Source organism: Bradyrhizobium sp. 31Argb, from assembly GCF_043638955.1.
GTDB lineage: Bacteria > Pseudomonadota > Alphaproteobacteria > Rhizobiales > Xanthobacteraceae > Bradyrhizobium.
This window is the reverse complement of record NZ_JBEGDB010000396.1, coordinates 1-5,553: the sequence shown is the minus strand read 5'-3', so window position 1 is coordinate 5,553 and position 5,553 is coordinate 1. Positions and strand designations below refer to the sequence as shown.

The following is a 5,553-nucleotide window of genomic DNA, read 5'->3' as shown; positions in this document are numbered from 1 at the left end:
GCGATCCGATCACCTCAAAAGCTCTTGTGCCACGGGGGCCGTCCACATATGGGTCCCGGGTCAAGCCCGGGACGACGTGGAGAGAGGTTCGGATTCAAACGTCAAACAGCCGCGTAGCCCGAGTGGAGCGTCAGCGTAACTCGGGACAGCTCGTTGATGGGAGACGACCCGGGTTACGCTGGCGCTCCACCCGGGCTACGCCGTTTTGACGCGAGGCCCTAAACTCCCGCGACTGATGACCAGATCCCGGCGAGCTTGCGCTTGAACTGCTGCAGCCGGGTCGGCGGCACGGCCGGCTCCTCGTCCTCCGGCAGGCGCAGGCCGACGACATTGACCCTGCCGCCGCCGAGGCTGCGCGCGACCAAGACAATGCTGTCCAGCGCGAGCTCCGCGCCTTCCTTCGGCGCGCGGTCGAGATGGATGTCGAAATAATCCGACAGCGTCAGCTTCTTCTGGTCCTCGTCGACGGTCACGCCGTAGATCTCGGCAAGCTCGCCGAGCGTATGTTCGCCGGAGACCACGAAGTCGCCGAGCAGATGCGGATCCGGCGCGGTGCCCGGGGGCATGTCGACGAAGAAGCGGTCGAGCGCTTCCGCCCGCTCCGGCGGCGCCAGCAGATAGAGGTAGTCGCCGGGTGCGATCGGGTCGGCCTCAGCGGGGGAGAGGATGTTCTCGTCGCGGATCACCAGCGTCGGCTTCGACCAGGACGGCAGCAATCCACGGCGGAAAAACAGGCTTTTCGCACCGACGGGATAGCCGACCAGTTGCTGCTCGAGCTGGCCGGGCAGGTCCAATTCGACGCGCCGCGGGCCACGGTCGACACGCGGCAGCGCCACGTGCAGCCGACGCGCCGCCGGCGCCAGGGTCCAGCCCTGCAGCAAAAGCGAGATGATGACGACGACAAAGGCGACATCGAAATAGAGATAGGCCTTCGACAGGCCCACCAGCATCGGGATCGAGGCGAGGAAGATCGCAACCGCGCCGCGCAGCCCGGTCCAGGCGATGAACAGCTTCTCCCGCCAGTTGAAGCGGAACGGCGCCATGCAGGCGAATACCGCAAGCGGCCGCGCCAGCAGCATCAGCGCCAGCGCCACCACGACTGAAGCACCCAGGCTGCTGAGCACGCGATGCGGCGATACCAGAAGCCCAAGCAGCACGAACATCACGATCTGCGCGAGCCAGGTGGCGGCGTCGAGGAACGCGACCACCGAGCTGTGCGCGCGCGTCGGCCGGTTGCCGATGATGATGCCTGCGAGATAGACGGCGAGGAAGCCGGAGGCATGGGCGATCTGCGCCGCGCCGAAGATCACCAGCGCCGCCGTGGTCACGAACGGCGCGTGCAGGCCCTGCGGCAGAGCGACGCGGTTCATGGCGATCACGACCAGCCGGCCGCCGATCACGCCCACGATCGCCCCAAGCACGGCCTCGCGGGCGAACTCCAGGATGACGTGCGACGCCGAGCTTTCCCCAAGCGAGATGAACTCCACCAGCATCAGCGTCAGGAAGATCGCGAACGGATCGTTGGTGCCGCTTTCGGCCTCCAGCGTGGCGCCGACACGCGGGCGCAGGCGCAACCCCTGGGTGTGGACCAGCAGGAATACCGCCGCGGCGTCGGTCGAGGCCACCACGGCCCCGACCAGCAGCGCCTCGGTCCAGGAGAGGTCGAGCATATATTTGGCCACCGGCGCCGTGACCAGCGCGGTCAACAGCACGCCGGCGGTCGCGAGCACCATCGAGGGCGCCAGCACGGCACGGATGCTCTGGAAGCGCGTGCGTAGTCCGCCGTCGAACAGGATCAGCGCCAGCGCCACCGAGCCCACCAGATAGGTGGTGCGGACGTCGTCGAACTGCAGATGGCCGGGACCGGCATCGCCCGCGAGCATGCCGATCAGGAGGAAGACCAGCAGCAGGGGGGCGCCAAAGCGCAGCGCCAAAAGGCTCGACAGGATGCCGGCCATCACGAGAACTGCGCCAAGCAGGATGGCTATGCTGACCTGATCGAGAGAAGCCATACGCCGTAAGGAAGGAGAAGGGTTGCAATGCATCCTTACCGTCGCCACAGTTCGACGCCAACCCATTTTCTGAACATGGCGTCAGACTTCTGGTTTTACACCCAACCTCACTTCGCCCTCCCGTTGTGGCGATGGTCCGCGCGTCGCGTTTGTGGGATCGTGCCGACCGTTCGAATCAAATTCGCTTGAATCTGCACTTCATGAGATTTCGCCGATGGAAATGGAGCTGAAGGACGTCATCGAGACCCTGCAGATGGCCGCACGGTCGGTCGGCGCGGAGGTCACCTCGCCCTGGTTCTATCTGCAGTTCGGCATCATCCTGGCCGCCGCCGGCATCGCCTATGCGGCCGACGCCGCGATCCGCGTACGGGTCAACACGGATTCGCTGGGATCGCACCTGCCGCTGCCGCTCAGGCATTTCCTGCGCGTGCTGGTCGGCAGCGCCTCGACCGCGGTGTTCGCGCTCCTGATGATCGCGACGCGCATCATCATGGCACATTCGACCTGGCCGAGCCGCAGCTATCTGATCGTGGTCTCGGCCAAGCTGGCGCTGGCCTGGCTGGTGATCTGCCTGGTGACATCGGTGATCCGCAACGCCCTCATCGTCCGCCTGGTGTCGCTGGGGGCCTGGATCGTCGCGGCGCTCAGCATCATCGGCCAGCTCGATGCGACGGCGGAGGCGCTGGATTCGGTCGCAATCGAGATCGGCGGCCTGCGGCTGACGCCGCTGCTCCTGATCAAGGCCGGCGCGCTGGTGATCCTGGCGCTGTGGCTGACCAACATCGCGAGCAATTTCGTCGAGAGCCGCATCAACCGCGCCACCGACCTGACGCCGTCGATCCAGGTGCTGCTGATCAAGATCATCCGCATCGGGCTGATGGTGGTTGCAATCGCCATCGCGCTAAGCGCGGTCGGCATCAACCTGTCGGCGCTCGCGGTGTTCTCCGGCGCGGTCGGTGTCGGTATCGGTATCGGCCTGCAGAAGATCGTCGCCAACTTCATCTCGGGCATCATCCTGCTCGCCGACAAATCGGTGAAGCCCGGCGACCTCGTCACCATCGGCGACAGTTCGGGGCGCATCAGCGCGATGAAAACGCGCTACATCTCGGTTGCCGCCGGCGACGGCCGCGAATTCCTGATCCCGAACGAGGACCTGGTGACGCAGAAGGTCGTCAACTGGACCTATACCGACAAGAACACGCTGGTCAAAATCCCCTTCGGCACCAATTACGACGCCGATCCGCGGCTGGTGTGCAAGCTTGCCATCGAGATCGCCGCCGCGGCGCCGCGGGCATTGAAGGGCAAGCCGCCGAACTGCATCCTGACCGAATTCGCCGAGGCCGGGATGAAATTCTCGCTGACCTTCTGGATTGGCGACCCTGATGGCCTCGACAACGTCAAAAGCGACGTGATGCTGGCGCTGTGGGACGCCTTCAAGCGCAAGGGCATCCGCGTGCCCTATCCGGTGCGGGAACTTCGGGTCCGCGGCGCCCTGCCGGTCGAGACCGTGATCGAGACTTCCAGCTAAATCCATGGCAGGAAAGGCCATTTCGGCCCCAACCTTGGCTTGCGCTGGCCGCCTCGATCATTAAATTAGGTCAATTACCGCCAGTCCGACAGACCCCGCCAAATGACCCGACCATGAGCTATATCGAAGCAACCGACACCTCCCTACGCAAGACCGGCCAGATCAAGTTGCACGGACAAAGCGGCTTCGTCGGCATGCGCAAAGCAGGTGCGCTGGTGTCGAAATGCCTCGACGAGCTCACCGACATCGTCAAGCCGGGAATCCCGACCTCGCAGATCGACCAGTTCGTGCGCGAGTTCGCCTTCAGCCATGGCGCCTATCCGGCGACGCTGATGTATCGCGGCTATCGCTATTCGACCTGCACCTCGCTGAACCATGTGGTCTGCCACGGCATGCCCGGCGACCGCCCGCTGAAGGAAGGCGACATCGTCAATATCGACGTCACCTTCATCGTCGACGGCTGGTATGGCGATTCCAGCCGCATGTATGCGGTCGGGCCGATCGCGCGCAAAGCCGAGCGGCTGATCGAGGTGACCTATGAGGCGATGATGCGGGGCATCGCCGCGGTGAAGCCGGGCGCCACCACCGGCGACATCGGCCATGCGATCCAGAGCTATGTCGAGCCGCAGGGCATGAGCGTGGTGCGCGATTTCTGCGGCCACGGCCTCGGGCGTATGTTCCACGACGAGCCGAACATCATCCATGTCGGCCGGCCCGGCGAAGGCGTGGCGCTGAAGCCCGGCATGTTCTTCACCATCGAGCCGATGATCAATCTCGGCAAGCCGCATGTGAAGATCCTGTCCGACGGCTGGACCGCGGTGACGCGCGACCGCTCGCTGTCGGCGCAATTCGAGCATTCGGTCGGCGTGACCGCCGATGGGGTGGAAATATTCACGCTGTCGCAGCGGAGCGGCGAGAAGCCGTGGACGGTGTAGCCGCGGAGACCCGTCCGCGAGTCCAAAATCACTTTCGATCACCATCGGTTTGACGGGAATGGGCGAAAGCTGTTGCGACGCACACGTCGCTGCCGATGCAGCCCGGCGGGAGAAGTGCGCCGGCCGTGAAACGTGTCGAACGCATCCCCTTTAAGAAGTAAGTGCATTCAAGTTTATTACAATCTATCATTGCATCTATCACAATCCATTTGCAACAGGGGGTTGGCGATGGCGACTGCAAGACCCGGCTTTCGAGCGCGACAGATTGTGGCTTGTCTTGCCGTAGTCGCGGCTTTCGTCGCTGGCCCACGCGCCAATGCGCAGGACACCCTGTTCGTGAGTCAAAGGGTCACAACGCCGGGCGAATACACTGCCGGGATTGAGGGGCCCGCGGTGGATGCATCGGGCAATCTCTATGCCGTCAACTTTCGACAGAGTGGCAATATCGGCAAAGTCGCGCCAGGCGCATCTCAATCGCAACTCTTCACGTCGCTTCCTACCGGCAGCATCGGCAATGGCATCCGCTTTGACCGCGACGGGCGGATGTACATCGCCGATTTCAAGAAGCACAATGTCTTCGTGATCGAGCGCGGCGACTCGACGCCGCGTGTCTACTTTCATTCCGATCTTTTCAATCAGCCGAACGATCTGGCGATAGCGGCAGATGGCACGCTCTACGCCAGCGACCCGCGATTTTCATCAGGCTCGGGTCAGATTTGGCGAATCACCCGCGACGCCGACGGCAAGGGCCGCGGCGAAGTGATGTCCAGCACGCGACCGCGCATGGGCGTGACCAACGGGATCGATCTGAGCCGGGATGGCACGACGCTCTACGTCAGCGAGTCGGATTCCCGGCAAGTATGGGCCTATCGGCTCGAAGGCAGCAGACTGCTCGATCCACGACAGGTCAGGCGGTTCGCTGATTTCGAAGTCGATGGCCTGCGCACCGACACCAGTGGCAGGATTTTTCTCGCGCGGCCTTCGGCAGGCAATATTGCTATCTCGTATTGCCTCACCTGAGGATGTTACTTTCGCTTGACGGATGTAGCTCCGACTGTCGGCCGGTCCGAGGTTGCGT

Annotated in this window: 4 protein-coding genes; 3 read left to right on the top strand and 1 reads right to left on the bottom strand. The window is 63.7% G+C overall.

What is annotated here, in order from left to right; all coding sequences use genetic code 11:
• Positions 1 to 218: 218 nt before the first annotated feature.
• Positions 219 to 2,012, bottom strand: a complete 1,794-nt coding sequence (locus tag AAFX91_RS38385; RefSeq protein ID WP_282531442.1) for a potassium/proton antiporter — start codon at positions 2,010 to 2,012, stop codon at positions 219 to 221.
• Between the two features lie 214 nt (positions 2,013 to 2,226).
• On the opposite strand from AAFX91_RS38385, the gene AAFX91_RS38380 reads away from it, so the two are divergent.
• From AAFX91_RS38380 to AAFX91_RS38370, 3 genes are all read left to right on the top strand, one after another.
• Positions 2,227 to 3,540 carry a mechanosensitive ion channel family protein gene (locus AAFX91_RS38380; RefSeq protein ID WP_394569955.1) on the top strand — a complete coding sequence of 438 codons (1,314 nt, stop codon included), beginning with the start codon at positions 2,227 to 2,229 and terminating at the stop codon, positions 3,538 to 3,540.
• Positions 3,541 to 3,653: 113 nt separating this feature from the next.
• Positions 3,654 to 4,475, top strand: a complete 822-nt coding sequence (map, locus tag AAFX91_RS38375) for a type I methionyl aminopeptidase (RefSeq protein ID WP_130583597.1) — start codon at positions 3,654 to 3,656, stop codon at positions 4,473 to 4,475.
• A gap of 132 nt (positions 4,476 to 4,607) precedes the next feature.
• Positions 4,608 to 5,495, top strand: coding sequence for an SMP-30/gluconolactonase/LRE family protein (locus AAFX91_RS38370; protein WP_394569953.1), 888 nt, complete (start codon positions 4,608 to 4,610; stop codon positions 5,493 to 5,495).
• Positions 5,496 to 5,553: the final 58 nt, after the last annotated feature.